Annotated in this window: 21 protein-coding genes; 6 read left to right on the top strand and 15 right to left on the bottom strand. The window is 42.8% G+C overall.

Going from position 1 to position 26153, the window contains the following annotated elements; all coding sequences use genetic code 11:
- Positions 1-114 precede the first annotated feature (114 nt).
- The 5 genes from lpxK to FY557_RS13445 all read left to right on the top strand — a co-directional run bounded on the left by lpxK (position 115) and on the right by FY557_RS13445 (position 5235).
- On the top strand, positions 115-1140 hold the full coding sequence (lpxK, locus tag FY557_RS13465) for a tetraacyldisaccharide 4'-kinase (protein WP_149247756.1): 1026 nt from the start codon (positions 115-117) through the stop codon (positions 1138-1140).
- The gene (locus FY557_RS13460; protein ID WP_149247755.1) at positions 1124-1939 is read left to right on the top strand and encodes a purine-nucleoside phosphorylase; all 816 of its coding nucleotides are present in this window, start codon (positions 1124-1126) and stop codon (positions 1937-1939) included. Before lpxK ends, FY557_RS13460 begins: the two co-directional genes overlap by 17 nt.
- 91 nt (positions 1940-2030) lie before the next feature.
- Positions 2031-2546, top strand: coding sequence for a TlpA family protein disulfide reductase (locus FY557_RS13455; protein ID WP_149247754.1), 516 nt, complete (start codon positions 2031-2033; stop codon positions 2544-2546).
- A gap of 74 nt (positions 2547-2620) precedes the next feature.
- The gene (dinB, locus tag FY557_RS13450) at positions 2621-3718 is read left to right on the top strand and encodes a DNA polymerase IV (protein WP_149247753.1); all 1098 of its coding nucleotides are present in this window, start codon (positions 2621-2623) and stop codon (positions 3716-3718) included.
- A 44-nt stretch (positions 3719-3762) separates the two neighbouring features.
- On the top strand, positions 3763-5235 hold the full coding sequence (locus tag FY557_RS13445; protein ID WP_149247752.1) for an alpha-amylase: 1473 nt from the start codon (positions 3763-3765) through the stop codon (positions 5233-5235).
- 298 nt (positions 5236-5533) lie between these two features.
- On the opposite strand, the gene FY557_RS13440 is transcribed toward FY557_RS13445, so the two are convergent.
- Together FY557_RS13440 and FY557_RS13435 are read right to left on the bottom strand one after the other, a co-directional pair.
- The gene (locus tag FY557_RS13440; RefSeq protein ID WP_149247751.1) at positions 5534-6871 is read right to left on the bottom strand and encodes a carboxylesterase family protein; all 1338 of its coding nucleotides are present in this window, start codon (positions 6869-6871) and stop codon (positions 5534-5536) included.
- Positions 6872-7272: 401 nt separating this feature from the next.
- Positions 7273-8175, bottom strand: a complete 903-nt coding sequence (locus tag FY557_RS13435) for a helix-turn-helix domain-containing protein (RefSeq protein ID WP_149247750.1) — start codon at positions 8173-8175, stop codon at positions 7273-7275.
- 254 nt (positions 8176-8429) lie between these two features.
- Here FY557_RS13435 and FY557_RS13430 point away from each other — a divergent pair, with 254 nt between their 5' ends.
- Positions 8430-9485, top strand: coding sequence for an NAD(P)-dependent alcohol dehydrogenase (locus tag FY557_RS13430; RefSeq protein WP_149247749.1), 1056 nt, complete (start codon positions 8430-8432; stop codon positions 9483-9485).
- Between the two features lie 360 nt (positions 9486-9845).
- Here FY557_RS13430 and FY557_RS13425 read toward each other — a convergent pair whose 3' ends face one another.
- From FY557_RS13425 to rpoC, 13 genes are all read right to left on the bottom strand, one after another.
- Positions 9846-11126: an ectonucleotide pyrophosphatase/phosphodiesterase gene (locus FY557_RS13425; protein ID WP_149247748.1), complete on the bottom strand. Its 1281-nt coding sequence runs from the start codon at positions 11124-11126 to the stop codon at positions 9846-9848.
- Positions 11127-11248: 122 nt separating this feature from the next.
- On the bottom strand, positions 11249-11998 hold the full coding sequence (locus FY557_RS13420) for a T9SS type A sorting domain-containing protein (protein ID WP_149247747.1): 750 nt from the start codon (positions 11996-11998) through the stop codon (positions 11249-11251).
- Positions 11999-12001: 3 nt separating this feature from the next.
- Positions 12002-12529 carry an ankyrin repeat domain-containing protein gene (locus FY557_RS13415; protein ID WP_149247746.1) on the bottom strand — a complete coding sequence of 176 codons (528 nt, stop codon included), beginning with the start codon at positions 12527-12529 and terminating at the stop codon, positions 12002-12004.
- On the bottom strand, positions 12526-13071 hold the full coding sequence (locus FY557_RS13410; protein ID WP_149247745.1) for a YceI family protein: 546 nt from the start codon (positions 13069-13071) through the stop codon (positions 12526-12528). Before FY557_RS13410 ends, FY557_RS13415 begins: the two co-directional genes overlap by 4 nt.
- A gap of 10 nt (positions 13072-13081) precedes the next feature.
- Positions 13082-13420, bottom strand: coding sequence for a lipoprotein (locus FY557_RS13405; RefSeq protein WP_149247744.1), 339 nt, complete (start codon positions 13418-13420; stop codon positions 13082-13084).
- 3 nt (positions 13421-13423) lie between these two features.
- Positions 13424-14269, bottom strand: a complete 846-nt coding sequence (locus tag FY557_RS13400) for a DUF5777 family beta-barrel protein (protein WP_149247743.1) — start codon at positions 14267-14269, stop codon at positions 13424-13426.
- Between the two features lie 122 nt (positions 14270-14391).
- Positions 14392-15042, bottom strand: coding sequence for a Crp/Fnr family transcriptional regulator (locus FY557_RS13395; protein ID WP_149247742.1), 651 nt, complete (start codon positions 15040-15042; stop codon positions 14392-14394).
- A gap of 184 nt (positions 15043-15226) precedes the next feature.
- On the bottom strand, positions 15227-17359 hold the full coding sequence (locus tag FY557_RS13390) for a TonB-dependent receptor (RefSeq protein ID WP_228451787.1): 2133 nt from the start codon (positions 17357-17359) through the stop codon (positions 15227-15229).
- A 33-nt stretch (positions 17360-17392) separates the two neighbouring features.
- Positions 17393-17965, bottom strand: a complete 573-nt coding sequence (locus tag FY557_RS13385; protein WP_149247740.1) for a hypothetical protein — start codon at positions 17963-17965, stop codon at positions 17393-17395.
- An 11-nt stretch (positions 17966-17976) separates the two neighbouring features.
- Complete coding sequence (locus tag FY557_RS13380; protein ID WP_149247739.1) at positions 17977-18432, bottom strand: hypothetical protein; 456 nt, start codon at positions 18430-18432, stop codon at positions 17977-17979.
- A 14-nt stretch (positions 18433-18446) separates the two neighbouring features.
- The gene (locus FY557_RS13375) at positions 18447-21278 is read right to left on the bottom strand and encodes a T9SS type A sorting domain-containing protein (RefSeq protein WP_149247738.1); all 2832 of its coding nucleotides are present in this window, start codon (positions 21276-21278) and stop codon (positions 18447-18449) included.
- Between the two features lie 169 nt (positions 21279-21447).
- The gene (locus FY557_RS13370) at positions 21448-21753 is read right to left on the bottom strand and encodes a DUF3467 domain-containing protein (RefSeq protein WP_027375539.1); all 306 of its coding nucleotides are present in this window, start codon (positions 21751-21753) and stop codon (positions 21448-21450) included.
- Positions 21754-21839: 86 nt separating this feature from the next.
- Positions 21840-26105, bottom strand: a complete 4266-nt coding sequence (rpoC, locus tag FY557_RS13365; RefSeq protein ID WP_149247737.1) for a DNA-directed RNA polymerase subunit beta' — start codon at positions 26103-26105, stop codon at positions 21840-21842.
- Between the last annotated feature and the right edge of the window lie 48 nt (positions 26106-26153).

The raw sequence follows: 26153 nt of genomic DNA, 5'->3' as shown, positions 1-26153 counted from the left end.
CTGCAAAAATACTGTAATTTAATGATAATCAACTGCAGAATTTTTAAAATAAATATCAAAAAGAAGCTGCTATATTGATTCAAATCCCTGTGAAAATCCCTATTTTTGCAAGGTATGAAAAGATGGTACCTCTATCCTTTTTCCTTAGGCTATCACTTGGTAACGGGTATCCGGAATACCATGTATGATTTAGGGCTTTTTAAATCGACGAAATTCAGTACCCCGATCATCTGTGTCGGGAATCTTTCTGTGGGCGGAAGCGGAAAATCGCCGATGGTGATGTATCTTGCCCAGTTTTTATCCAAACATTACCGGACCGGCGTGCTTTCCCGGGGCTACGGCCGCCTTACGAAAGGCTATGCCGTGACCAACTATGAAAGCAACTACAAAACGGTGGGCGATGAAGCCATGCAGCTTTTTGAACGGTTCAAAAACCGTTTTGTAATTGCCGTTTCCGAAGAAAGGGTTCCCGGTGCGCGAAAAGTGATCAGTGACATGGACCTGGATGTTCTTGTTCTGGATGATGCCATGCAGCACCGTGCCATCAAAGCCGGATTCAATATCCTGATGACGGATTTTAATGATCCCTATTTCAAAGACCACCTTCTTCCGGGCGGAGATCTGAGGGAATCGCGAACCGGTTCCAGAAGAGCGGACATCATTATGGTGAGCAAGTGCCCCGACGAACTTACAGAAGAAACCAAGCAGTATTACATTTCAAGAATACGGCCGGACCGTACCCAAAAGGTGTTCTTCTCCTCCATCGGATACGACGAAAACGTATACGGAAGGGAGAAAGTGCTTCCGGACAACAACCTGAATTATTATGACATCCTTTTAATTACCGGAATTGCCAACCCTAAACCCCTGCTTACCCATCTGGCAAAGTTTTCGCAACGGGTGAAGCATCTGAAATTCCGGGACCACCATAATTTTACAGAAGCGGATATTAAAAATATCGTTGCTGAATACAAGAAGTTAGGTGAATATAAATTAATCTTAACCACAGAAAAAGACTACGTGCGTCTTAAAAGTTTTGACTATCTTCGGGATATTGTTTACTACTGGCCGATCAATGTCATCATTGATAAAAAGGAAGAATTCAACCAAATCATCCTGGATTATGTTAGAAAAAATTAAGCAGACCGCAGAGTTTATTAAAAGCCGGATTAAAGATATCCCCGATTTCGCCGTTGTCCTCGGTTCGGGGCTGGGAAAACTGCAGGACGAAGTGGAAGCCATCCAGGTACTGGAATATCATAACATCCCGAATTTCCCACAGACCACCGTTGCCGGACACGGCGGAAAACTGATTTTCGGAATGCTGCAAGGCAGGAAAGTCCTCATGATGAGCGGCCGTTTCCATTATTACGAAGGCCACTCCATAGAAGCCGTTGTTTTCCCGATACGGGTTTTCCATCTGCTGGGCATCAGAAACCTAATCCTTTCCAATGCTTCCGGCGGCGTCAACCCGGATTACCGGATCGGTGATATCGCGATTGTGAAAGACCACATCAACATGATGCCCGAACATCCGCTCCGTGGCAAAAACATCGATTCTTTCGGTCCCCGCTTTGTGGATATGAGCGAACCGTACAACCGGAAAATGATTTCAGTTGCCGAAAACGTAGCTGCTGAAAATAACATTCCTGTTCATCAGGGCATTTACGTCGCCCTCCAGGGCCCTACGTTTGAAACTCCGGCAGAATACGGCATGATTAAAGCCATTGGTGGTGATATGGTAGGCATGAGCACCGTTCCGGAAGTCATTGTCGCCAGACATATGGGAATGGACGTTTTCTGCGTTTCGGTAATTACCGATCTCGGCGGGCCGGACATCGCCTTTTCCGTTTCCCATGAGGAAGTCCTGAACGCTGCCAATAAAGCAATGCCGAATGTAATCGCTCTGGTAAAAGGTCTGGTGAAAGATTATCAATAGAAATCCTCAATCTTATACATTATTAGTATTTCATGAAAAGCAGTCCCGAATTCCGCTTTATGAATTAGCTTTGCATAAATATTTTTTGAACATGAAAAAACTGTTATTGGTATTAATGATGGGAATTTTCGGATTAGGTTGTTCACAACAGGCTCCGAAAGTCCTGAAAAAGAGTTTTTCCAAAGAAGCCCTGGCGCAGAAACTGGAAAATGAAGAAGGAAAAACAGTAACCATTCAGCAAATTCTGGATCAGCATAAAGGAAAAGTACTGATCATCGACTTCTGGGCCGGATGGTGCCGCGATTGTCTTAATGCCCTGCCAAAAGCCAAAGAGCTGGAAGAAAACAATACGGATATCGACTTTGTATTTCTATCACTCGACCGCTCCAAAGAAGGTTTCGAGAAAAGCCTGGAACGCTTTGATATGAAAGACAAGGAAAATTACTGGTTTGCCAGCGGCTGGAAAAATGATTTCAACAATTACGTCGATCTCAACTGGATCCCGAGATACATGGTGATCGACCAGGAATCCGCGATTGCCAAGTATTACGCCATTTCTCCGGAGGACCCCGAAATCCAGTCTGCCATAGACCAGCTTTTGAAATAAGTGTCGAGATGCCTTTAACTCTGAACATTAAACCCTGAACATTAAACTCTAACAGGAATCCATATCTTTGCGGTATGGATTCTTCTTTTCCTATGCGCAAAATCATTCACGTCGATATGGACGCATTTTATGCTTCCGTGGAACAGCACGACAATCCTGCGCTGAAGGGAAAAGCCATTGCCGTCGGCGGACAGCACCGCGGTGTAGTGGCAGCGGCCAGTTATGAAGCCCGCAAATTCGGGGTCCGTTCCGCCATGCCCAGCAAAACGGCCCAACAGAAATGTCCGGAACTTATCTTCGTGCCGCCGCGCTTTCCCAGATATAAGGAAGTGTCGCGACAGATCAGGGAGATTTTTTACGAATATACCGACCTGGTAGAACCGCTGTCGCTGGACGAGGCCTACCTGGATGTTACGGAGAACAAAAAGGGCATGACGTCGGCCAATCTCATTGCAAAGGAGATCCGGCAGAAAATTTTTGAGAAGACCGGGCTTACCGCTTCTGCAGGGATTTCCATCAACAAATTCCTGGCAAAAGTGGCCTCTGATATCAATAAACCGAACGGACAGAAAACCATCCACCCCGAAAAGATTGAAAGTTTCCTGGAAGAGCTTCCGGTAGAGAAGTTTTACGGCGTAGGAAAAGTGACGGCCAATAAAATGTTCAGCTTAGGAATTTACAAAGGAAAAGATCTGAAGAAAAGATCTATTGAAGATTTAACAAGACTGTTCGGAAAATCTGGGGCGCATTATTACAATGTAGTCCGGGGGATCCATACTTCGGAGGTGAAGCCGCACCGCATCCAGAAAAGCGTTGCCGTAGAAAGGACGTTCTCTGAAGACCTTTTCGAAGAACAGCAGGTCAATGAAAAGCTGGAAAGCCTCAGCCAAGAGCTGCACAGCCGCCTTCAGAAGAACAATATCCTGGGAAGAACATTAACGCTGAAGATCAAATACAGGGATTTTTCGTTGTATACCCGAAGTATGACGCAGGAAGAGTATTTTTCCCTTCCGGAACAATACGTAAAGACCGGAAAAAAGTTATGGGAACTCCGGCCTTTTGACAAACCCGTAAGGCTGCTGGGACTCTCCCTCTCCCATCTGAATACGGAAGAAAAAAAGCAGGTTTCCGTTCAGCTTAAAATCCCTTTTGAGGAATTTGATAATCGATAATCCGTTTTTTTTCACTAAATTGTAGTAACCAAATTTACAATTTTATGAATGAAACGATGATCCAGTACTTCCATTGGTACTCCGAAGGAGACGGAAAGCTGTGGAAGCAGACACAAAATGATGCAGAATATTTAGCCGGTCTCGGCATTACCTCCATCTGGTTCCCGCCAGCTTATAAAGCAGCAGGCGGAAAAGATTCTACCGGATACGACACCTATGATCTTTATGATCTCGGGGAATTTGATCAGAAAGGAACCGTGGCGACAAAATACGGTACCAAGGACGAGTATATCAGCGCAATCAATACTTTAAGGGAGCACAACATCAAAACGATTGTTGACATCGTACTGAACCACAAAGGCGGCGGCGATGAGCTGGAAACGTTTAAAGTGGTAAAAGTAGATGAAGAAGACCGTGAAAAAATTATTTCAGACGAATTCGAGATCCAGTCGTACACGAAATTTACATTTCCGGGAAGAAATAAAAAATACTCCGATTTCGAGTGGAATTTTACCTGCTTCACGGGGGTGGATTATGCCGAGGGAATGGATTCCCATATTTACATGATCAAATCCGAGTACGGCGACAGCTGGGAGGAGATGATCGATGATGAAAAAGGAAACTACGACTATCTGATGTTTAATGATATCGAGCACCGCAACCCCTTCGTACGTGAAGAGCTGAATAAATGGGCCAAATGGTACTTTGATCAGACGAATTTCTACGGCGTACGTCTTGATGCCGTAAAACATATTTCTTATGAGTTTTATAAAGAATGGCTTACGATGCTGCGCTCCAATACCGGCCAGAACATTTTTGCGGTCGGGGAATACTGGGCTCCGGGAAGACTGCCGTTGCTAAGAAAATACATTGCTGCTACCGAAGGCTGCATGAGCCTTTTTGACAGCTCACTTCACCATAATTTCCACAATGCTTCAAACGAAGGCAGTTCGTATGATCTCCGCAGGATTTTTGAGGAAACCTTAACCCTGGAAGATCCTTTACATTCGGTAACACTGGTGGATAATCATGATACCCAGCCGCTACAGGATCTTGAGGCGCCTGTTGAAGAATGGTTCAAGCCTCTGGCGTATGCTTTAATTCTTTTGAGAAAAGACGGCTACCCATGTATTTTTTATCCTGATCTATACGGCGCTCATTATGTAGACAAAGACAGAGAAGGGAATGACCAGGAGATATTCCTCAATAAAGTGGACGGAATCGAAGAAATGATGAAAGCCAGAAAGGACCATGCTTATGGTGAGCAGCGGGATTATTTCGAAGATGCCAACTGCCTGGGATGGGTGCGTTACGGTGATGAAGAGCATTCCGGATGTGCCGTAGTACTGAGCAACAAAGATGCTTACGAAAAACCAATGGAAATGGGAGAAAGATACATCGGCAAAACCTTTTATGACGTCCTGGGAAGATCTGAGGATAAAGTGATCATTGATGAAAACGGCTGGGGCAACTTCCCTGTACCCGCAGGCAACGTCAGCGTATGGCTTGAAGAATAATCATAGAAAGGATGTTCAATATTTAATAGAAATCACATGATCAGGATGAACGCAGAAGGCTGGAAGTTTTTCCTGCCGACTGTCTTAAAATATCAAATGATATTGTATGTTAAGAGGAACTTTATCCAGAATTTGATTTATCCGGTTTGATTCTTTTGTTGTCAAATTAAATTAATATTGTCGAATCCATTTCATTTATTTTACCCTATTGCCGCTCCGAAGAAATTATCGGTTTGGGCTTGCATTCAGCAAGTTAAATCTGAATTTCTTCGGAGCGATTATTTTTAATCTTTTCGGATTATTTTTTAGACTGAGCTTTTCGGAGTTCCAGGATTTCCGGAAGTTCCGACTTTTCGGATATTTTCCCCGTTGTGGCAAACTCAGCCCAGAGTGCGCGGAGTTTCCTGCCATTCTCCTGAATATACTCCCAGGGAACGTCTTTTAACAATTCCGAATGTTTCCAGGCTTCTTGGTTTTCAAAAATCAGGGGAAGGTCAGCACAATGCGATGCGCCGATGTTATTATTCTTTAAAGTGGATTTTAGGGTAAACCGGTAAACATTCCCTCCCCCATCGGCATAATTCCTTGCAAAAACATCAGCAGGCTTTTCGTAAATGGATTCTGTTGTTTTCCGGACGATGCTGTTGAGAATCCTTTTATGAAGATAGGTATACAGTCCTTCCTGTGCGGTCTTTACATAAAAGGCCGTTTCATCCTGATTGGATCCGATCAGCACATCATATTTTTCCGCATTTTTCTTCCACTGATCCAGGCTTTCCTCTTCTGTGCACAACGGAGCGAAACCATATTGCGTACAGAAAGGCATGGCGGTCTTTAAACCGTACTTCCGGAATGACGGCAGGAAATTCACATATTCATCAACCATTTTTAAAGGATCTTTTACATCCTTCAAAAACTCCGTTCTCCGGAAAAACTCCAGTGACATTTTCTGTCTTTTCAGCCTGAATCCCAGCGGCGCACTGTGAATAATGGCCCTTTGAAACAAATGCTCGGCTCCTTCGGAAATCATAAGATGCGCAATGGCATCTCCGCCGGAAGACTGCCCGAAAAGCGTGATGTTCTCAGGATTTCCGCCGAAGCTTCGGATGTTTTTCAGGATCCATTTTAAAGACTCCATGATGTCGAACAGACCGAGATTCGCCGGCCGTTCTTCGCTTCCACCCAGAAAGCCGAAAAGCCCGAGGCGGTAGGAAACGGAAACGACAATAATCCGTTGTTCTTTTACCCACACCGACGGATCGGAAGTTGGCAGATCGCCACAGCCGATTTCATAAGATCCGCCGTGGATCCAGACCACGACCGGTAGATTCTCATTTTCAATCAGATTTCCGGGACAGGTAACAGTTAAGAACTGAGGTGATTCATCGGGTTCAAACTGATCCACATCCGTTCTCTGGATCAGCCTTTCCAGCAACGGACTGATGTGTTGCGGGCATACCGGGGTTTTCTCCGGAATTTCATGACAGCCCAAATCTACCGGTACAGGCTTCTTGTATCTTTCAGAACGGGCATACCGGATGCTTTTCGCCCGGATTACGCCATTGTGCTCTACTGCTGAAATTTTTCCGGAAGGGGTTTGAAAAGTGTGAATTCCTGAATGCTGCTGGGTGGTCATGCCGAAAACAAAATTTATATTCTTTTAAATATAATGATTTTTCTGCTAACAGTATAGAGCTTTTATTTTATTGCCTTAAAAAGCAGCTTGAACATTTAGTAGATCAGGCATATAAGATTATGACTCAGTTTTGAAAATATTTTCAGATCACATCAGAAGAGAAACCGAAGATTTTCGTTGAAGCCTGTTTAATTGTCTGCCTGCTTTCATCCTGAAAGAATCAGATACAAATCTTTTCTTCTGTTCTCTACGATGGTTTAGATCTCCATGGGATGACAACGGAACCTTGTATTAAGTCCTGTACTTTTAAAACTACGACCATCCGGTGGCTGAGCAGAGTCGAAGCCACACGCAATCATCTGTGAAAATCCGAGCCAGTCCGTAATTTAAAGATTTGAAGATCAATTCAACGATTTATACTCGCTCGGGGAGACACCGACCTTGCTTTTGAACAGCCGGGTAAAATGCTGCGGGTATTTGAAGCCTAAATTGTAGGAAATTTCACTGATGGATCTGGCGGGATCGAAAATCTGGTCCTTAGCCGCATCAATAATCCTGTCATGAATATATTCCTGCGCGGAAATACCGGTTTCCTTTTTGATCAGGTCCCCGAAATAATTCGCCGAAAGGTTCAGCTGTTCGGCAAAGTAATTCACCATCGGAAAACCGATATGTTTTGGTTTTTCGGAGCGAAGATAATCATTCAGCAAAGCATCGAATTTACCGATGATTCCCTGGTTCACATGATCCCTGGTAATAAACTGCCGGTCGTAAAACCGCATGCAGTAATTCAGGAACAGTTCGATATTGTTGATGATTAATGATTTGCTGTGCTTGTCGATCGGCTGTGCGATTTCGTGTTTTATATTTTTTAAACATTCCAAAACGGTTTCTCTTTCTTTTTCGGAAAGATGCAATGCTTCATGGACATCATACGAAAAGAAGCTGTAATCTTTAATATTCTTTCCGAGAGCAGTTCCCTTCAGCAGATCAGGATGAAAGATGAGCGCAAAACCGGCAGGCTGAATGTAGGTATCCGCATTATAAATCCCGTACGTTTGTCCCGGCGCTATAAATACCAGTGTCCCTTCCTGATAATCGTAGCTGTGCTTGCCATACTGCATGTCGCCACACATCACGTCTTTTAGAAAAACAGTGTAAAACCCAAACCTCCTGATGAACTGGCAGATGGGATTGGATTTTGAGAAATCAACGACACTTACCAGCGGATGCAGAGTTTCGTGATTCAGCATTTTATTGTATTCCGATACGGTATTAAAAACTTCAACGCCCTGATTCTGCATGACTTTATATTTTATGGATTCAAAATTACCACTTTCTCCGCAACATTCTGCATGGCCGGTAAAATTGGTAATTCTTTCCGTAATTTATATAAGCTGATTTTGTGCAAAAGGTTCGAATTTTGCAGCCATAGAATGAGATCCTGACACCATTCGTTTTCAGGTTTATTGATTCTCGGAATATTATTTTTAAGATTACCCCAATATTGTTTAAGTCTGAAAAAATAACAAACTAAAAAATAATTAATACTAAACAAATGAGCACATTCACAGTAAAAGCTTACGGAGCAGAATCCAAAACTGCCGATCTTCAGGAATTAAAGATTGAAAGACGGGAAGTTACCCCAAAAGACATTGAAATTGAAATTCTATATTGCGGTGTATGCCACTCCGATCTTCATACCGCCAGAAACGATTGGGGCGGATCGATGTACCCTGTGGTTCCCGGACATGAAATCGTAGGAAGAATTACCAACGTAGGAAATGAGGTTTCCAAATTTAAGGTGGGCGACCTGGCTGCCGTCGGCTGTATGGTAGATTCCTGCGGAGAATGCGAAAGCTGTAAACACGATCTGGAGCAATACTGCCAGAACGGATTTACCGGAACGTATAACGGAAAAGACAAGCATCTGGGCGGACAGACTTTCGGAGGATATTCCCAGAAAGTGGTCGTGGATGAAGACTTTGTACTGAGCGTCCCTGAAAACCTTGATTTGGCAGCCGTGGCTCCTCTTCTATGTGCCGGAATCACCACCTGGTCTCCCCTGAGACACTGGAATGTTGGTGCAGATTCCAAAGTAGCAGTAGTCGGTTTGGGAGGTCTGGGGCATATGGCCATCAAGCTGGCCAAAGGCCTTGGTGCTGAAGTTACTTTATTTTCCAGAACACCGGGAAAGACCGAAGATGCAAAAAAACTGGGTGCAGACCATGTGGTGATTTCCACAGAGCAGGAACATATGGATTCCGTGCAGGGGAAATTCGATTTAATTATCGATACCGTGCCTTACGAACATGACATCAATCCTTATCTGCAGACAGTTGCATTAAACGGGACACTGGTTCTGGTAGGATTTGTCGGTCAGTTTGAGGAAACCAAGCCAAGCACCGTTCCGATGATCTTCCAGAGACGTTCGGTAGCAGGTTCCCTGATCGGAGGAATTGTCGAAACCCAGGAAATGCTGGATTTCTGCGGCGAACACAATATTGTTTCGGACATTGAACTTATTAAAATGAGCGAGATCAACGAAGCGTATGAAAGAATGCTGAAAAGCGACGTGAAATATCGTTTTGTAATTGATATGAAATCTTTATAAATCTTCATATATTTTCAACAAAAGCTCTTCGGTTCCGGGGAGCTTTTTGTTTTGAGGCTGAGGTTCAGATTAAGGTAGAGGCAGAGTTTAGAGTAAGAACAACGTGGGCCCAGAGTAGAAATCAGATTAATAGGCTGAATAAGGAAGCAGGGTCCCGGAAGTTTCTTTTGTCAGCATTGCTATGAAAGGTATTAATTAAATCGTTGTTACTTATCAACAGAAACCTCATTAAAATTCTGACCCACCAACCTGAACTACAACTTCCATTTAAATAAACTATTGAAAATAAATCAATACGGCTGAATTCACGCTAAGATTAATTTAAGTATTGATGATACCATTAAATACATTCTTACATTATTAATTCTTCTTCAGTATTCTTTTCAGTACTTTCAGTTTTCCGTCGATTGGGTGATCGATTTTTAATCCTAGAATATCGGCAACCAGCGGGTATACGTTTATATTCTGGAATTCACCGATTTTCAGATTATTTTTAAATTCCGGGCCCCAGGCAAAGAAAGTGGCTTTCATCTCAGGAACCGTACGTGGATCGTAACCGTGTTTTCCTACCGGACCCTTCTTTCCTTTTTCGAGAAATATTTTCGGTGCTTTCGGGATCAGTATAATCTGCCCGATTCTGTTGTAACGGTCATCCTTTGTGGCGAAATGAAGATATTCAGGGAACTTTTTATCCAGATAAACCTCATAATCTCCGGTTTTCTCTTTTTTCAGTTGTTTATACGTCTTCCTGATATCCACCGGATCTTTAACATAAACCCTCAGAATTGTCTGGGAATTGTAGTAATCGAATTTATTTTTATCCAGTAACAAAGAAGGAATTTCCAGAGGATATTCTCCGTCTACTTTGATCATGCCGTGGTCTGAGACAAAGACAAAATTTACATTTTTCAGTCCCAGATCATTTACCTTGCGAACCAGATTGCCAATAGCCTGATCCACTAAATGTACTGCTTCTCCGGTTTCTCTGGAATCGGGCCCGAAATGATGGCCGGACGCATCCACTTCCGGAAAATACAGGGCGATAAAATGCGGTCTTTGGTCCACCGGCAGCTTCAGCCAGTTGATTACTTTATCTACCTTTTCCGAAGGTGAAAATTTTTCGTGGTAAGGGTAATAGTAGGCAGGCCGTTTTCCTCCGGCATCGCTTGCGGATCCTACCCACATCATGGAAGCGGAAACCAAGCCCTGTTTTTCGGCCAGTGTCCACAGCGGAGTTCCGCCGTACCAGCTTCCGTCTTCCGCAGTCTTCCTGCTGCTCGCTTCGTAATTTTCCTTCCGCTTATAATCGTAGAAATAATTGTCGATAAGGCCGTGGTGGGAAGGATACAGGCCGGTAATTAATGTCCAGTGGTTCGGAAAGGTAATGCTCGGATAGCTTGGCAGCATATCTTTTGCCCGTACTCCTTCCGCAGCATATTTCAGAAGGTTTTCCGCGTGGTATTTTTCAGCATAATCATAGCGGAATCCATCGGTGGAAATCATGATGACATACGGTCTGGCCTGCGCTTCCACACTGTTGTACCGGTTTGGGACGACAACCTGAGCCGTATCAGCACTTGCTTTCTGCGCTGAAACCGCCAGTGAAAAAATCAGCATTATAAATAATACCCCTTGTTTCATTGCTTAAATTTTCTGCAAAGGTAGTCTCCCTGTTTTTCACAGGAAAATTTAGCCGGTTAAAAAAACATTAAAGCTTTGTTACCGGTTATAATAAAAAAAGCCACTTTTCAGTGGCCTTTTGCTTATTGTTTGATCAGCTGTTCGAAAACGGTAGAACCGTCTTTTAAAGTAATTTCCAGATAGTAATTCCCGGATTTCAGTTCGGAAATATTTACTTCTTTTCCCTCTATTTTTAGGGCCCTCACTTTTCTTCCCGTCGCTTCGTAAATATCAATATTCTTTATTTTCTCTACGTTTTTAAAGGTAAAGGCCTCTTTGGCAGGATTCGGATAAAGCACCACTTTTTTAGGTTCCGCCGCTGCTTCCCCTGTTGCCAGAACAGATCCCATGGTAAGGGTTGTGAGGCCTCTCGTACCTGCGGCATGATAAGCGATGGCCTGGCTGCCGCCGGTTCTTGCATAGAAAATATTGATGCTTCCCGGTGCATTCTGAATAGCGAAATCACCTGATCCTCCTGTAAGGGAGCGTGTGGCGACAACCGTTCGGGTACTTCCGGAAACTGTATTCGAAGTCTGGGTCCAGTCCTGGGATGCATCAGCTGTAGGCGCGGTATAACCGGCAAATGTGTAATCCCGGTTTGCAGAGGAATTGTAAATAAACCCGTCTGATCCGGATGCCATCCCTACATTTCCAAAGCCTATCCCCAGCATCGAATTGCTGTCACCGGTCAGCGTAATGGTAACCGTCGTGGCATTGGTATCCAATTTCACCGTCATTCCCGCGGCGGGGAGATTGACTACCCCTGAGGAATAAAACTGCGCGCTCAGTAATGAAGCCGCAGCCATGGATAAAGTAAGTAAAACTTTTTTCATTCGTTAATTTTTAAGCAGATTAATAATTTCTTTATTGTTTGTCTGTAATGCATATTCAAAAGGCGTCATTCCCTGAGCATCCTTTATGGCTTTATCGGCTTTGTGCTTCAGCAGCAATTCCGTCATTTCCTTATTACCGAATTTTACGGCCCAGAACAGAGGTGTGGCTCCGGAAGCATCTGCAATATCCGGATTGGCCCCTTTGCTGAGAAGATACCCTGCCAGCTCTTTGTTGTATTTTACAGAAAGTCCCGATAACGCCGTTCCTTCCGGGCTTTTGTAATTAATGTCTTTCACATGATCCATCAAAAATTTAGCAACCTCAACGTTCCCCCTGTAGCAGGCAAGAATAAGCGGTGAAAAGCCGCTGTCGTTGGTCTGGTTGATGATGTCCGGGTTTTGCTTCATCAGCTCTTTTACTTCGTCAACCGTCCCGCTTCTGGCAATATCATAAATGGATTTTGCTTTTTCCTGAGCAGACACGAATGCCATACTCAGGAACAGGCTTAAGAATAAAATGATCGTTTTCATTGTTTTGAAAAGGCATAGCTGTATTGAACATTTACACTTTCGGCTATTTTTTTGGTGACCATTTTCGGGATGGTTACTTTATGATCGGCCGGCCTTACCACAAATCCTCCGGCCATGTATATTCTTCCGTCTTTGGCATAGACGGAAGCCGTAGAATTGTATGCTTTATCAACCCCGTGGAAATTCAGGGTTCCCTGAACCGTATATTTCTGAGGAGAGGAAGAAAGCTTGGATTTATCAAAATTCACAATCTTTCCTTTGAATGTCGTCTTAGGGTATTTTGCCGTTTCCGCATAGCTTTCGTTAAAGTGTTCTTCCATCAATTTCGTTTTGAAATGGAAATTCTTGACGTTGGAAACCGAAGCAAATTCACCGGTATCTGCATTGATCACCGCTACGTTATTGTCATCCTGTGCAAAAACGTCTTCAAATAAAGGCACAGATGCTTCAAATGATACTTTTCCTGTTTTCGCCACATATTTCTGCGCCAAGGTAAAATTGGCAAAAAGTAAGGCAGCCGTAATTAAAATAAGCTTTTTCATAAGAACGGATTTAGTTTTCAAGAAGGCCGTCGGCTTTCCATTTGTTGATGATATTGATTTGCGCCGGAGACAGACTTCCGCCCTGCGGCATTTTCAGTGGATCTCCGTTGGCACGGCTTATCCTGTCGATGATATTGTTTATGTTGGTTTTAACCTGGGTATAATTCGTAAGGTCCTTCGGTCCCGGCGAATGGCAGCTTATGCAATTGGCATCCATAATCGCTTTCACATCCTTATTGTAGGTTACGACCTGTGTAATCGGCGTATTATCCGAAATCTCTTCATAGGTCCTGCTCTCACATGCCGTCAGCAGAACAGCCGATGAAAGGGTAAATATTATTTTTTTCATACTTTAAAATACTCTGTAAAGATTAAACCCGAAGAAAATCTGTCCTTTATCCCATTTTCCTGCCGCGTTGGTAAGATAACCAATGTCGGAATTAAGCTGGGAATTGGTGAATAAAAGCTGGAACACGTGTCCCCCGGTTTCTATATCCATCCCTAATGAAAGTGGGTTCTTGTAGAAACTGTGGCTGTCAAAATTCACAAAATATTCAGCATTGATGGAAATCCTTTTGGAGATTTTATAACGGCCGCCCAAACCTGTAAGAAACTGATTTTTATCTTCAATCATCGGTTCGTAAAGGTTCTTGTGAACATACGACGGCGTCAGCTGCAATGAAAATTTATCGTTGAATCTCCGCGAGATCAAAGCCTGGGTAAGATAGGAAAGCCTGTCGCCGAACTGAAGATGCGGGTAACTGTCCTTACTCAGGGCTGTATTCACTGCCATTACATTATATCCGGCAATGTCTACCGGAAAACTTTCGCCTTGTTTTACAAGCTTATATTTTACGGCACCTTCAAAAGTTTTAAGGTTGGTCTCGCGCGAAAAGCTTACGGAAATACCTTCCGTAACTCCATAAATAACCCCAAGTTTGGTAGAAGCATCATCTAATCCGAAAAAGTCTTTGAACCCTTTGCTCACATCCCCGAAACGGTGGGCGACCACAATGTACCACTCGTTATTTGCCGGAAGTTTGGTCGATTGTCCGGTAACGATCTGGAGCGCTTTGAATGCAGGTTGTTCCGTATCCGGAGTTTTGGTTTGAATGGTGTCGATATCTTTCAACAGATCGTCCTGTGCAAAGGCGGAACCTGTGATGAACATCGACAAAAAGAGGAGTGTTTTTGTCATACCTATTATTAAAAAATTAGTAAGACAAACTTAGAAACTTAAAAAGCGAAAATTGCGTGATAAAAGTCACCGACCGGACTGTTTTTATCAATAAGACTATTAATATTATTTAATAAAAAGTATTAGCCCTGTCTAACATTTTCATTTACAGGAATTTTTATGCCTTCTTTGGTCTGAACGAGCTCACCTTCATTCTCCATTTTTTTTAATACCCGGCTGATTACTTCTCTCGATGTTCCCAGATTTCCTGCAATTTCCCGGTGGGTAAGTCGTACCGGATTGTTACCGGTAACAGAGATCTGCTGACGGACATAGTTCAGTACCCGTTTATCCAACCGGTGGAATACGGCATCATTCACCATGCTCATGACATCGGAAAACCTTTTGTCGTATTCTTGATAGAATACTTTATTGATTTCTGGAAAACGGATCAGCCATTCGTGGATTATGGAAACAGGGATCAGCATGATTTCGGAATCTTCTTCAGCAACGGCATATACGCGGCTGGTGTAATCGGTAAAAATGGAAGAAAATGTCATCATGCAACTGTCGTTTCTCCGGATGTAATAATAGACAAGTTCGCGGCCGTCATTCAATGTAAAAACCCTGATGGATCCGTTGATGAGAAACGGAACAAATTTATTCTTCTGCCCTTCCCTTACAATTTCGGTCTTGGCTTTAATTTGAGTCATTATGGCATGCTGATCGAGTTCCTTTATGAAATCACCACCCATAAAGCCGAATTTATTAATAATAAATTGATTAGTCATCATATCTGTTGTATCATATTTAAAAGCAAAGATATAAAATTGTAAAATGTGGATGTTATTTTTTTAATTTATCAGCATTATTATTTTGTTTATGTATGGATTGGTCATTAAAAACATGACAGGAGCAAAGAACCGGGGATTTAATAAAAAAGCTGCTCCACGGGATGAAACAGCTTTTTTGTGAGAATCAGAACCGGTATTTCAGATTCAGTCCGTAAAAGAAATAGGCTTTGTTCGGTCCGGGATTGAGATCCGTTGCGACACCCTTGGGATAACCACTGCCGGTATCTGAATCGTTGATGCTGTTTCCTAAAAAAAGGAAAGTATAATTAACCTGGCTGGTTAAATTATTTCCCATAACATAAGCATCAAGATCAAATTTGCCGAAGGATTTTCTATAACCCAGTTTAGAATTAAGCAATCCGAAACCTTTTACAAGATTGGTATTGGCAAAATCCGTATACACATTGCCCAGATAGTTGTAGGTATTTACCAGATAAAAACCAGGCGTTGTATATATATCCAGACCGATGGCATATTTATTTCTAGGAACACCCACTACTGTTTGATGATCATAAGTCTGTTCTCCTCCTAATAATCTTGTTTTAAAATCTTTATATTTCGCATCGTAATAAGACATATTAACAAAAGGGACTATTCTGTTGACAAAAGAATTATCGTTTTTATACTGATAACCGACGCTTACTTCCAGACCGCTGTTTTTCTGGCTTCCCGTATTTGCCCAGTAAGTCTGGTTATTGGAATTAGGAATGGCCAGTTGGGTTAATTTGTTTGAATAATCAATCCTGAAAACAGAAACCTGATAATCCAGCTTGGTATCCATCAGCAGCCCATGCACGCTGAAATCCAACATCTTGGCGCGTTCCGGCTTCAGGTCATTATTGGTTGTGTTGGTAAAATTGATAAAAGAAGAAGTTGCTGTAGGAGCGTTATAGCCCTCGCTGTAGCTTAAACTAAAAATCTGATGCTTCCATTCTTTCTGTATGGCAAAATGCGGAGTATATGCCGTTTCATACTGCTTTTCGAAAGACTGATCTTTTTTACCCGAAATCAATCCCGGAAGCGCATACAGATCTTTCCGGTCATAATTGGTTTTATTGGCGCTGATCCCTGCAAGGAAAGTTACGCCCCATGGTTTGTACGTTAAATAATCGATCGCAAAATAAGTTGCCTGGTTGTTGTTGTATTTAAAATAGGAAGCCCCGGAAACTCCCGTGGTTTCCAGAGGATTTGTAACAGATCCGGTGAAACGGTAACTTGAGGTGGTAGACATCGAATTCTGAATTTCGGTTCCGAAATCGAATCGGTTTTCGAAATCTTTGAATTCATTTTTCAGGGTAAAGGTAGAACGCAGGCCTACATTCGGTGAATTTGTTACTCCGTATGCTCCTGCTGAAACACTTTCGATATTTCCGTTGTAATAAAACAAAGTGGTATAATTTCTAAGATTCGGAAGAATATTCACCGAGTTGCTCAGCCCTACGCGGGTAGATTTTATCTTATTCCCTGCATCTTTACGAATATAAGCAAGATTCCCGTTATCGATTCCTGCATAATAATCGTCGTAAGAAATCTGTCCGGAAATCCGTTCATAGGAGTAAGCCTGACTTCCAAAGAAACTCAATTGGTCATTTTTTCCCAATTTTACCGTTCCATTAACATTAAAAAAGTTTTTCAGGCCGCTTCCGTTCGGCCGGTAGCCCTCCGTTTCAAGATGGCCGTAAGCTGCATTCACGGAATAATTTTCATCTGCCAGATTAAGCTGCGTACGGGACTGGAATGTTTTAAAAGCACCTGCCAAAACATTTTCCGATACGCTGACTCCTTTGATAAAATCGGGACGTGTGTAAAAGCGGACTACCCCGCCTACTCCGCCGCCATACATAGTTGCTGCCGGCCCTTTAATCACCTCAACATTGTTGACGTAAGCAAAATCGACATCATCCAGAATAGTGATTCCCTCGGCATTGGTAAGCGGCATATTATTCCAGTAGGCTTTTACTCCCCAGTTATTGAATTTCTGATCGTTTCCGTAACCGCGGACAACCAGCCGCTGGCCTCCGAAATTCGTTCTTTTATCAACCTGCACCCCCGGCATGGTGGATAAGATCTGGTCGATGGCAGCGGGATTATTTCTGTTCAGTTCTTCTTCAGAGAGGGTTTCCACCGATTGTGCATGTCTTTTAAATTCTGCGCGTTCCTGCTTTATTTTTTTCCTTCCCTGGATGGCTACTTCTTCGATATTCGTTTCCGGGGACTGTTGGGCATTCGCAATGGTACAGCCTAATATAGCTGCCATACATATATATTTTTTCATTGATTTTAAAATTAATTATTTGTCGTTTAAAAGTTTTTCAGGGGATGAACTTTCTTCCGGAGGCGGAATTACAACAGACAAATCATAGGTATTTTCCAACCGATTTAAATAATCTGATTCAGATTTAAAACAAAAAGTAAAAAGATCCGGCTGCCCGGAGCCGGAAACAATAAAAAAGCCTGATGTTTTTATGACTTTTTTGTGCTGTACAGGTAGATTAAAATGCCGCCAGGCATACACTTTTTTTGTCACGAAAAATCCCGAGAACTTTAGGATGGAGTTGATAACGATATCTTTTTTGTCAAAATAACAGCGGTAATATTTTTGTCCGTTTTTAAGATCTACTTTAATGATGTCATAGGAAAACCCATTCAGGACAAATTCTTTTTTTTCTTTCCATTCAGCGTTTATTAATTCTTTTTCTGAAAAAGAAACGGTTTCGGACGTACCGGTTCCATGATTTAAAATATGATACTGGGTGCTTTTATAAAGCGCACCTTTGATGTAGGAAACCGCAGGATAAACCGTATTCATCAATACGATCAGGAAACGAATAAAAAGGAATATAAAAAATAGTTTTTTAATCAAGAAATAAGAGATTATGGTCGCCGTGGGATCAATTCTCCCTCAGGTTCTACCGTAGTAAATTCAGGAATCACGATTCTGTATTTTTTTCCGGAATCATTTAGTGTATACTCGATCCAGCTGTCTTTTTGATTCAAAATAACCGGTTTTTCAGCGGGTACTCCGGAAGAAGGATAGGTAAAATTATTGGTCTCATCAGCCATCTGAAAATTACCTTTTACACTAGCTGTATTTCCCGAACCAATCTGCCTGAAGCTTACTGTATTTCCTTCTGCTCTGAAAGTTTTAACGGTAATGTGATCTTTGCTGTTTTCAGATTTTAAAGCCACGGTATAGAGTATTCCCCGTATTCCGGGCCTTCCGCCGGACCATGCTGACTTTTCAGCAGAAACCAAAGTCACCCTGTTATTCTGATATGAAGAAACCGGCGCTTTACAGGAAAGCGCCAGTATCCAAAATAGTATTGTCAATAATTGATTATTCATTAATCATCGTCCCCGTCATCTTTGACTTTGCCCAGCACGAGATAGTTTCCGCTGTATACCGTTTTTCCTTTGGCTTCGGCTTTCAGTATGTAGCCTCCGGGGGTTAAACGCTGCCCGAATTCCTCATCGGATCTTACGTTCTTCTTTGAATACACCAATCTTCCGGATGCATCGAAAATGCTGATGTCTACCGCGTTGTACTCAGCTGTATCGAATCGGAGATGTGAAATTCCTTTGGACGGATTCGGATATATTCTTATGCCGTCTTTTTTAGATTTTACTTCTCCGGTTGCCAAATTGACGAGCGTGTTTTGGGTGGTCCATGCTCCTCTTCCATAAGTAGAAACCAAAACGGTTCTGGTAGATGGCCGGTAATCCAAGTTGGTCACCCTCACGTTTCCGATATTTCCGGTAATGGAAGCCCAGGTCGGAGATGAGGAAAGGAAATTCGTAGTTCCCCATACCCCCATTTCGGTTCCCAGAATAACTTCGTTGGCATCATCAGGATTTCTTAGAACCGTTCTTACCGGCATATCCGGAAGGTTTCCTTCTTTATTCTGCCACGTTGTTCCGCCGTCCGTTGAGAAGAACACGCTGGTAAGGTTATAATTGGACAGCGTCACAATGATTTCATTTTCGCCGGCTCCGAATTCGATGTCGGAGATTGTTCCCACAGCCGGTGTGGTAAGCAGAGAAGATACATACGATGTGGTATTGGCATTGGTTACTTTAAAGATTCTTCCCAGGTTGGTTCCTACAAATAATGTAGTGGAAGCCGTGGTGTAAGGAGAAACTTTCATCCATGAAATCTGCTCATTCGTCTGTGCCGTTCCTAACGTCATGGTAACGTTGGTGAATGATGTTGAAGTTGCAGAAAGGCCAGCTGTCCTGAAAAGGGTTAAGCCTGCACGGTACGAATAAAATACGTTATTGATCCTGTCTAATGCGATTTCATTTACGAAATGCCCGTATGCATTTCTGTTAGCACTTGAAATAAGGTAATAAGTGCCGCTTGTCAGTAGATAATGATTATTGTAAACATAACTGGCAATTTCATAATTATCCAGATCATCATATTCGGTATACATTCCGTCGCCGGAAGTAGCTGCCTGGCTGGTCAGGAAATTATTGGACTGCGGAGCACCATACAGCCACCATGAGCCGTTATCCTGGGCTCCCGCCAGCATTTCTTCATCAGCCGATGTTTTTATAGGATTCAGCATCGCTGTATAAAACTGCGTTACGTTATATCTTGTATTCCGGGCTGCAAAACCGCCTGCAGTAGCAATATTATTTTTGTTGGCTGCAAAATAGATTCCGCCGTCATTCCCAAATAACATCTGATTGGTTGCATAGTTGTTGAACGGGTTGAACACAATTTCATGCTGGTCTGCGTGAACCTGGGTAACCGGTAGGTTAGCCATATTATTGTTGTTCGACCATTTCGAGATCTGTGACCAGCTGGCTCCTCCGTTGATGGATTTATAAAGATCAATTCCCCCGATATAAACGATATTGTCGTTCAAAGGATCGGCAGCAATAATAAGATCATAAAAAGATTGTCCTCTCGTAAAATCATTGGCCGGAATACCGGTATCCGTAGCTGTTGGAAGCGTAATTACCGGTGATGGATCGTTGGTGGCCTGCCACGTTGTTCCGCCATCTGTAGATCTGGCGATACGGATTGGCTCAGAACTACTGCTGGCTCCCTGCATGAAAGCATATACTTTATTGGTATCAGTTCTGGAAAGTGTGAAATTCACTCTGGAACCGGCATTCCCGACATTATATACTTCAGTGAAGGTATTTCCATCTGCCGATTTTAAGATCCGTCCTCCTGAACTTATATTGGAGAATACTGAAGTTCTGGTAGAAACCCAAACCGAATTATCCGCCCCGATTTCGATCTGCTGAATAGAATATCCTGTCGAGCTTGGCAATCCGGTGTTTGTATTAAGGGCTAATAAACTGGTGTTTTTTGTAAAAGTAGTTCCACCATTGGTCGATTTATACAATCCGGCCTGGTTCAGACCGTTAAATGCTCCGTCATTGTAGGCGCCGCTGACACCTGCATATACTTCAGAGACCCCGGCATTATTCCTGACTTTAATGTCATTGATGTAAAAGTTTCCGTTTCTTATGCTTCCGGAATAGGTTGGGGTAATGGTAAAAATCTGGGTCCAGGTATTTCCTCCGTTGGTGGATTTCCAGATTCCCGAACCTATGGCATCAGACGTTGAAGATTCGCCGGTTCCGACGTAAATGATCTGGGGATTATTAGGGTCATAAGCAATAGAAGAAATAGAGGTATTTGCCCAGAAGGTACTCAGCGGGGTCCATTCATTGGTACTGACGGAAGGATCCTGATTTACCCAAAGCCCTCCGGAAACGCCTCCCGCAAAAACCCTTTTGCCGGCAGGATCATTGGGATCATACATAATAGCACGGGTTCTCCCGCCTACACTGTAAGGACCTCTCTCGATCCAAGGCTCATTGATTATTTTCCCGGTAGAAGATCCGCTTCCCGGAATAAAAGACATCGGTTTTGTCGGTGCATATCTTCCCTGTTCGATTTCCTGATTCAGTTTGGCAAGCTTATAGAAGCCATTGTCTCCGGTTAGCGGATCCATTGTTCTTTTATAATCTTCTTCGTTATAAGCATTGGGCGGAATACCGGCTGACTTTGCGGCTTTATGCAGTTTTTTCAGGCCTTTGTCATATTTCCCATACAGCTCCTGAAGGTGTTTCTGATTTTTATGAATGGAATTATCCTGGCTATACATTACTGTAGTTGTACACAGCACTGCACCAAAAATAAAATATCGTTTCATTTTATATATTTTGTGCAAATATAGCTAAGTGTAATGATAATTTTATTAATTTTTATAAAATTCTAATAAATTATCAACCGATCCGGTATATAGATAAAATTAATTAAATATCAATGAATAAAAAATACCCCGAATAATCGGGGCACTTTATTTTTATATAAGAAAAATCTTAAGCTTGTACGTTGTTTCCTCCTAATACGAAAGGCTCAACTTCTTTGATTTCTCCAAATTGCTGCTCATAGTTAGCAATGTTCTGCTGAAGAGCAGAAAGTACTCTTTTAGCGTGAAGCGGAGCAAGAATAACTCTTGATCTTACTTTAGCCTGTTGTACACCTGGCATTAACTGGATGAAATCTACTACGAATTCAGATGGAGAGTGGTTTACCAAAGCTAAGTTAGCATAGATACCCGCTGCTACCATTTCGTTTAATTCGATGTTGATGTTTCCGTCTTGTGGATTTTGATTGTTGTCCATTTGTTATAAATATTTTTTTATTCGAAATTTTGAGGTTGTGAAAATATAAAAATAAATCCAAACCTCAAATTTCCGAATCATTAATTTTAGTTAAGATCTTCGAATTCTTTTTTAGAACCTACGATCACATTCTGATATTCTTTAAGACCTGTACCTGCAGGGATTCTGTGTCCTACGATTACATTTTCCTTAAGACCGTTCAGATCATCTACCTTACCTGCTACTGCAGCTTCGTTCAGTACTTTTGTAGTTTCCTGGAACGATGCGGCAGACATGAAAGATTTCGTCTGAAGAGCTGCTCTGGTGATACCCTGTAACACAGGGGTTGCTGTAGCCGGCAGAGCTTCTCTTACCTGAACCAATGCCTGGTCTTCACGTTTCAGCTTGGAGTTTTCGTCTCTCAGTTCTCTTGCCGTGATCATCTGACCTGGCTGGAATACTTTGGAATCTCCTGCGTCAACAACCACTTTAAGACCGAATACCCTGTTGTTTTCTTCCAGGAAGTCGTATTTGTGCTCAAGGGCTCCTTCAAGGAACTGGGTATCTCCACCATCCACGATCGATACTTTGGTCATCATCTGTCTAACGATGATTTCGAAGTGCTTGTCGTCGATTTTTACCCCCTGAAGACGGTAAACTTCCTGAATTTCATTTACCAGATATTCCTGAACCGCCGTTGGACCTTTGATTCTTAAGATATCATCCGGAGTAATGGAACCGTCGGAAAGCGGTGAACCTGCTCTTACGAAGTCATTTTCCTGTACCAGGATCTGGTTGGATAATTTAACCAGGTAGATTTTTCTTTCGCCTGTTTTCGCTTCAACGATAAGTTCCCGGTTACCTCTCTTGATTTTTCCGTAAGAAACCACCCCGTCGATTTCTGTAACCACTGCCGGGTTGGATGGGTTTCTTGCTTCGAATAATTCGGTAACTCTCGGAAGACCCCCGGTGATATCCCCTGCTTTTGCAGATTTTCTCGGGATCTTGATTAAGACTTTACCGGCCTTGATCTTTTCACCATCGTTGACCATTAAGTGGGCTCCTACCGGTAAGTTGTATGCTTTCTGCTCAACCCCTTTGGAATCTACCACTTTCAGAGTAGGTACGGCTTTCTTATTTCTGGATTCGGAGATTACTTTTTCTTCGAAACCTGTCGCTTCGTCGATTTCCAACTGGAATGAAACCCCCTGGATAATATCCTCGTATTCTACTTTACCGGAAGTCTCAGCAATGATTACCGCGTTGTAGGCATCCCACTTACAGATCACATCACCTTTCTTCACCTTATCACCCGGTTTCACAGCCAATATGGAACCGTAAGGTACGTTGGCTACCATTAATGGTGTTCTGGATTCGTTATCCGCCACCAATCTGAATTCCGTTGAACGGGAAACCACTACCTCAGCCGTGTTACCGTTTTCATCTTCAGAAGTAATGGTTCTGATCTCGTCCATTTCAACGATACCGTCTCTTCTTGCCACGATGGATGGATTTTCGGAAACGTTTCCTGCAGTACCCCCCTGGTGGAAGGTTCTCAACGTAAGCTGAGTACCCGGTTCCCCGATGGACTGTGCTGCAATTACCCCTACTGCTTCACCCATGTGAATGGTTTTACCTGTTGCCAGGTTTCTACCGTAGCATTTAGCACAGATTCCTTTCTTTGCTTCACAAGTTAACGGTGAACGTACTTCAACCGCTTCCAGTCCAGCTTCTTCAATTCTTCTGGCAAATACTTCGTTGATCACTTCATCAGCATTGATGATTAACTCATCGCTTTCAGGATCGTAAATATTATGTAATGATACTCTACCTAAGATTCTTTCGGAGATTCTTTCAACGATCTCGTCATTTTTCTTAAGTGCCGTAACTTCTGTACCTCTTAAAGTTCCACAGTCGTCTTCTGTAACGATAACGTCCTGTGCAACGTCTACCAACCTTCTCGTTAAGTAACCGGCATCGGCCGTCTTAAGAGCGGTATCCGCAAGACCTTTACGGGCACCGTGGGTAGAGATAAAGTATTCCAAGATGGAAAGACCTTCCTTAAAGTTGGCAAGGATCGGGTTTTCGATGATCTCCGCTCCGGTAGAACCGGCTTTCTGCGGCTTGGCCATCAAACCTCTCATCCCGGATAACTGACGGATCTGTTCTTTGGAACCCCTTGCCCCGGAATCAAGCATCATATATACAGAGTTGAATCCGCCCTGGTCGGTTTTCATTCTGCTCATGATCATCTCCGTTAATCCTGCGTTGGTGTTTGTCCAAACGTCGATTACCTGGTTGTAACGTTCCGTATCGGTAATAAGACCCATGTTGTAGTTGGCCCTGATCTCGTCAACAGTTTCAATAGAAGTGGCAATCATCTGCTTCTTCTCCACAGGAACTACGATGTCTCCCAATGAGAAAGAAAGACCTCCTTTGAATGCATTTGAATACCCTAAGTCTTTCATGGCATCAAGGAACTTCACGGTAGTAGGGAAATCCGTATCAGCAAGGATCTTACCGATTACGTTTCTCAATGATTTCTTAGTAAGAAGTTCATTGATATATCCTACCTGCTTCGGTACAATCTGGTTGAATAAGATTCTGCCCACAGAAGTTTCGATCAGTCTGGTAACGATCTCGCCGTCTTCTTTTACCGGAAGCCTGCATCGTACTTTAGCATTCAGAGATACTCTTCCTTCTGCGTAAGCGATTTCCGCTTCTTCCGGAGAGTAGAATGCCAGACCTTCACCTTTCACTTTCATCTCTTCCGTAGAGCTTAATTCTTTGGTCATGAAATAAAGACCAAGAACCATGTCCTGAGAAGGTACGGTGATCGGGGAACCGTTTGCCGGGTTCAGGATGTTCTGAGAACCTAACATCAGTAACTGCGCTTCAAGGATCGCTTCAGGACCTAGCGGCAAGTGTACCGCCATCTGGTCACCATCGAAATCCGCGTTGAAGGCCGTTGTTACCAACGGGTGAAGCTGGATTGCTTTCCCTTCGATCATTTTAGGCTGGAACGCCTGGATCCCCAGTCTGTGAAGCGTAGGTGCCCTGTTCAGAAGAACCGGGTGGCCTTTCATCACGTTTTCAAGGATATCATATACGACAGGCTCTTTTCTGTCGATGATTCTTTTTGCTGATTTTACGGTTTTTACAATCCCTCTTTCAATCAGTTTTCTGATGATGAACGGTTTGTAAAGTTCCGCTGCCATATCTTTAGGGATACCGCACTCATGAAGCTGTAAGTTTGGACCTACAACAATTACCGAACGTGCCGAGTAATCTACCCTTTTCCCCAATAGGTTCTGACGGAAACGACCCTGCTTACCTTTCAATGAATCGGAAAGGGATTTCAACGGTCTGTTGGATTCAGATTTTACCGCAGAAGATTTTCTTGTGTTGTCGAATAAGGAATCTACGGATTCCTGAAGCATACGCTTCTCATTTCTCAGGATTACTTCCGGAGCTTTGATCTCCAATAGTCTTTTCAGACGGTTATTTCTGATAATCACCCTTCTGTAAAGGTCATTTAGATCGGAAGTTGCGAAACGTCCACCATCCAACGGAACCAATGGTCTCAATTCCGGCGGGATAACCGGAAGCACACGCATGATCATCCATTCAGGCTTGTTGATCATTCTTGTATTGGCACCTCTCAATGCTTCTACAACGTTCAGTCTTTTAAGCGCTTCAGTTCTTCTTTGTTTTGAACCTTCGTTGTGTGCTTTGTGTCTCAGGTCGAAAGACAAGGCATCAAGATCGATTCTTTTCAGCAATTCTTCAACCGCTTCAGCACCCATTTTGGCGATGAATTTGTTCGGATCGGAATCATCAAGATACTGGTTCTCGATCGGAAGGGTTTCCATGATGTCCAGGTACTCTTCTTCCGTTAAGAATTCCATATTTTCGAAGTCGGAACCGTCTAATTTTTTAGCAATACCCTGCTGGATCACCACATATCTTTCATAGTAGATGATCATATCCAATTTCTTGGAAGGGATTCCCAGAAGGTAACCGATTTTGTTCGGTAAAGAACGGAAATACCAGATATGAGCGATAGGAACTACCAGATTGATATGCCCGATTCTCTCTCTACGTACTTTCTTCTCCGTAACTTCCACCCCACAACGGTCACAAACGATCCCTTTGTAACGAATTCTCTTGTATTTACCACAAGCACATTCGTAATCCTTTACGGGACCGAAGATTTTTTCACAGAACAACCCGTCTCTTTCAGGCTTGTGCGTTCTGTAGTTAATGGTTTCCGGCTTCAGAACTTCCCCTCTTGATTCCTGAAGAATCGATTCCGGAGAAGCTAAACCGATGGTTATTTTATTAAATCTACTTGATTTATTTTTATTTGACATTTGTTAGATTTTAAATTTTAGATTTTAGATTTTAGATTAATTTCCGGG

Origin of the sequence: Chryseobacterium sp. SN22 (genome assembly GCF_008329705.1) — a bacterium.
Lineage (GTDB): Bacteria > Bacteroidota > Bacteroidia > Flavobacteriales > Weeksellaceae > Chryseobacterium.
Note: the sequence above shows the minus strand (reverse complement) of the source record. Positions and strands in the feature narration are given on the sequence as shown.

What these genes read in the sequence shown, in the direction of transcription:
- FY557_RS13415 (WP_149247746.1), bottom strand. Translation starts at nt 12,529, where the DNA reads ATGAAAACGATCATTTTATTCTTAAGCCTGTTCCTGAGTATGGCATTC.
- FY557_RS13420 (WP_149247747.1), bottom strand. Translation starts at nt 11,998, where the DNA reads ATGAAAAAAGTTTTACTTACTTTATCCATGGCTGCGGCTTCATTACTG.
- dinB (WP_149247753.1), top strand. Translation starts at nt 2,621, where the DNA reads ATGGATTCTTCTTTTCCTATGCGCAAAATCATTCACGTCGATATGGAC.
- FY557_RS13455 (WP_149247754.1), top strand. Translation starts at nt 2,031, where the DNA reads ATGAAAAAACTGTTATTGGTATTAATGATGGGAATTTTCGGATTAGGT.
- FY557_RS13400 (WP_149247743.1), bottom strand. Translation starts at nt 14,269, where the DNA reads ATGACAAAAACACTCCTCTTTTTGTCGATGTTCATCACAGGTTCCGCC.
- FY557_RS13375 (WP_149247738.1), bottom strand. Translation starts at nt 21,278, where the DNA reads ATGAAACGATATTTTATTTTTGGTGCAGTGCTGTGTACAACTACAGTA.
- FY557_RS13445 (WP_149247752.1), top strand. Translation starts at nt 3,763, where the DNA reads ATGAATGAAACGATGATCCAGTACTTCCATTGGTACTCCGAAGGAGAC.
- FY557_RS13440 (WP_149247751.1), bottom strand. Translation starts at nt 6,871, where the DNA reads ATGACCACCCAGCAGCATTCAGGAATTCACACTTTTCAAACCCCTTCC.
- FY557_RS13370 (WP_027375539.1), bottom strand. Translation starts at nt 21,753, where the DNA reads ATGGACAACAATCAAAATCCACAAGACGGAAACATCAACATCGAATTA.
- FY557_RS13435 (WP_149247750.1), bottom strand. Translation starts at nt 8,175, where the DNA reads ATGCAGAATCAGGGCGTTGAAGTTTTTAATACCGTATCGGAATACAAT.
- FY557_RS13405 (WP_149247744.1), bottom strand. Translation starts at nt 13,420, where the DNA reads ATGAAAAAAATAATATTTACCCTTTCATCGGCTGTTCTGCTGACGGCA.
- FY557_RS13410 (WP_149247745.1), bottom strand. Translation starts at nt 13,071, where the DNA reads ATGAAAAAGCTTATTTTAATTACGGCTGCCTTACTTTTTGCCAATTTT.
- FY557_RS13390 (WP_228451787.1), bottom strand. Translation starts at nt 17,359, where the DNA reads ATGGCAGCTATATTAGGCTGTACCATTGCGAATGCCCAACAGTCCCCG.
- FY557_RS13395 (WP_149247742.1), bottom strand. Translation starts at nt 15,042, where the DNA reads ATGATGACTAATCAATTTATTATTAATAAATTCGGCTTTATGGGTGGT.
- lpxK (WP_149247756.1), top strand. Translation starts at nt 115, where the DNA reads ATGAAAAGATGGTACCTCTATCCTTTTTCCTTAGGCTATCACTTGGTA.
- rpoC (WP_149247737.1), bottom strand. Translation starts at nt 26,105, where the DNA reads ATGTCAAATAAAAATAAATCAAGTAGATTTAATAAAATAACCATCGGT.
- FY557_RS13425 (WP_149247748.1), bottom strand. Translation starts at nt 11,126, where the DNA reads ATGAAACAAGGGGTATTATTTATAATGCTGATTTTTTCACTGGCGGTT.
- FY557_RS13460 (WP_149247755.1), top strand. Translation starts at nt 1,124, where the DNA reads ATGTTAGAAAAAATTAAGCAGACCGCAGAGTTTATTAAAAGCCGGATT.
- FY557_RS13430 (WP_149247749.1), top strand. Translation starts at nt 8,430, where the DNA reads ATGAGCACATTCACAGTAAAAGCTTACGGAGCAGAATCCAAAACTGCC.